Raw genomic sequence first — 3,221 nt, forward strand, 5'->3', positions numbered from 1 at the left:
GGTTGTGGGTTGGTCGTTGGTTGAGAATTGCACAGTGGACGCGAGCATCTTGTTTTCTGTGGTTAAGTTGTCAAGGGCGAACGGTGGATGCCTTGGCACCAGGAGCCGATGAAGGACGTGGGAGGCCGCGATAGGCCTGGGGGAGCTGTCAACCTAGCTGTGATCCCAGGGTGTCCGAATGGGGAAACCTGGCACGAGTCATGTCGTGTCATCCATGCCTGAATTCATAGGGCATGTGAGGGGAACGCGGGGAAGTGAAACATCTCAGTACCCGTAGGAAGAGAAAACAACCGTGATTCCGTGAGTAGTGGCGAGCGAAAGCGGATGTAGCCTAAACCGATGGCGTGTGATACCTGTCAGGGGTTGCGTTTTCGGGGTTGTGGGACCTGCTTGAACGTGCTGACACGCGTTTGAAGAGTTACAAAGCTTGTTGTTAGTCGAATGGTGTGGGAAAGCCAGCCGTAGACGGTGAGAGCCCGGTAGACGAAAATTCCAAGCCTCTTTGCAGTGTTCCCGAGTAGCAGCGGACTCCTAGAATCTGCTGTGAATCTGCCAGGACCACCTGGTAAGGCTGAATACTTCCTGGTGACCGATAGCGGACAAGTACCGTGAGGGAATGGTGAAAAGTACCCCGGGAGGGGAGTGAAATAGTACCTGAAACCGTTCGCCTACAATCCGTCAGAGCCTTTAGGGGTGATGGCGTGCCTTTTGAAGAATGAGCCTGCGAGTTAGTGGCATGTGGCGAGGTTAACCCGTGTGGGGTAGCCGTAGCGAAAGCGAGTCTTAATAGGGCGCCTTTTAGTCGCATGTTCTAGACCCGAAGCGGGGTGATCTAGCCATGGGCAGGTTGAAGCGTGGGTAAGACTGCGTGGAGGACCGAACCCACCAACGTTGAAAAGTTGGGGGATGACCTGTGGTTAGGGGTGAAAGGCCAATCAAACTCCGTGATAGCTGGTTCTCCCCGAAATGCATTTAGGTGCAGCGTCGCGTGTTTCTTGCCGGAGGTAGAGCACTGGATGGTCTAGGGGGCCCACAAGCTTACTGAAATCAGCCAAACTCCGAATGCCGGTAAGTGAGAGCGCGGCAGTGAGACTGCGGGGGATAAGCTTCGTAGTCGAGAGGGAAACAGCCCAGATCGCCAGCTAAGGCCCCTAAGCGTGTGCTAAGTGGAAAAGGATGTGGGATCGCATGGACAACCAGGAGGTTGGCTTAGAAGCAGCCACCCTTTAAAGAGTGCGTAATAGCTCACTGGTCAAGTGGTTCCGCGCCGACAATGTAGCGGGGCTCAAGCACACCGCCGAAGCTGTGGCATTCACACATTAACCCCGCGGAGTTCTTCGGAGCTCCGTGCAGGTGTGTGGATGGGTAGGGGAGCGTCGTATGGCGGGGGAAGCGGCGGAGTGATCCAGCCGTGGACGCCATACGAGTGAGAATGCAGGCATGAGTAGCGAATGAAGGGTGAGAACCCCTTCCGCCGGATGACCAAGGGTTCCAGGGCCAGGCTAATCCGCCCTGGGTGAGTCGGGACCTAAGGCGAGGCCGAGAGGCGTAGTCGATGGACAACGGGTTGATATTCCCGTACCCGCAAAGAAGCGCCCAAGACGAACCCATCTGTACTAACCGCTTGAACGAGTCAATGGCTTCGGCCGGCGATGAGGGAGACCGGGACCTTGGGTGGTAGTAGTTTAGCGATGGGGTGACGCAGGAAGGTAGATGATCCCGGCCGGTGGTTGTGCCGGGGTAAGCGTGTAGGACGTCATGTAGGCAAATCCGCATGGCATGTGTCTGAGACGTGATGCCGAGCCGTTCTGGTGAAGTCATTGATCCTATGCTGCCGAGAAAAGCCTCTAGCGATGTTTCGAGCGGCCCGTACCCTAAACCGACACAGGTGGTCAGGTAGAGAATACTAAGGCGACGGGTGAACTGTGGTTAAGGAACTCGGCAAATTGCCCCCGTAACTTAGGGAGAAGGGGGGCCGGACGCGTGAAGCCCCTTTGCGGGTGGAGCGTGGTATGGCCGCAGAGAGCAGGGGGAAGCGACTGTTTACTAAAAACACAGGTCCATGCCAAGTCGTAAGACGATGTATATGGACTGACGCCTGCCCGGTGCTGGAACGTTAAGGGGACCTGTTAGCTCTTCGGGGCGAAGCGGAGAACTTAAGCGCCAGTAAACGGCGGTGGTAACTATAACCATCCTAAGGTAGCGAAATTCCTTGTCGGGTAAGTTCCGACCTGCACGAATGGCGTAACGACTTCCCCACTGTCTCAACCACAGGCCCGGCGAAATTGCAGTACGAGTAAAGATGCTCGTTACGCGCGGCAGGACGGAAAGACCCCGGGACCTTTACTATAGCTTGACATTGGTATCTGAATTTAATTGTGTAGGATAGGTGGGAGCCGGTGAAGCTCGGACGCCAGTTCGGGTGGAGGCGCTGTTGAAATACCACTCTGTTGGGTTTGGGTATCTAACTTGCGGCCCTGATCGGGTCGAGGGACAGTGTCTGGTGGGTAGTTTAACTGGGGCGGTTGCCTCCTAAAGGGTAACGGAGGCGCCCAAAGGTTCCCTCAGCCTGGTTGGCAATCAGGTGTTGAGTGTAAGTGCACAAGGGAGCTTGACTGTGAGACTGACGGGTCGAGCAGGGACGAAAGTCGGGACTAGTGATCCGGCACTTGCGTGTGGAAGCGGTGTCGCTCAACGGATAAAAGGTACCCCGGGGATAACAGGCTGATCTTCCCCAAGAGTCCATATCGACGGGATGGTTTGGCACCTCGATGTCGGCTCGTCGCATCCTGGGGCTGTAGCAGGTCCCAAGGGTTGGGCTGTTCGCCCATTAAAGCGGTACGCGAGCTGGGTTTAGAACGTCGTGAGACAGTTCGGTCCCTATCCGCCGTGCGCGTTGGATACTTGAGAAGGGCTGTCCCTAGTACGAGAGGACCGGGACGGACGAACCTCTGGTGTGCCAGTTGTTCTGCCAAGGGCACGGCTGGTTGGCTACGTTCGGAAGGGATAACCGCTGAAAGCATCTAAGCGGGAAGCTCGCTTCGAGATGAGGTATCCCACCACCTTGAGTGGGTAAGGCTCCCAAGAGACTATTGGGTTGATAGGCCGGAAATGTAAGCACGGTAACGTGTTGAGTTGACCGGTACTAATAGGCCGAGGGCTTAACCACCTTATACATTGCGCTTGCGTCCACTGTGTGATTCACAGCAAACGAACAACCA

1 rRNA gene is annotated in these 3,221 nt (G+C 55.9%); it reads left to right on the forward strand.

Annotated features, from left to right (window positions below):
• Positions 1-60: 60 nt before the first annotated feature.
• A 23S ribosomal RNA gene (locus AB0F81_RS50885) occupies positions 61-3,169 on the forward strand.
• The last annotated feature ends 52 nt before the right edge of the window (positions 3,170-3,221 follow it).

Origin of the sequence: Actinoplanes sp. NPDC024001 (assembly GCF_040638955.1) — a bacterium.
Classification (GTDB): Bacteria; Actinomycetota; Actinomycetes; order Mycobacteriales; family Micromonosporaceae; genus Actinoplanes.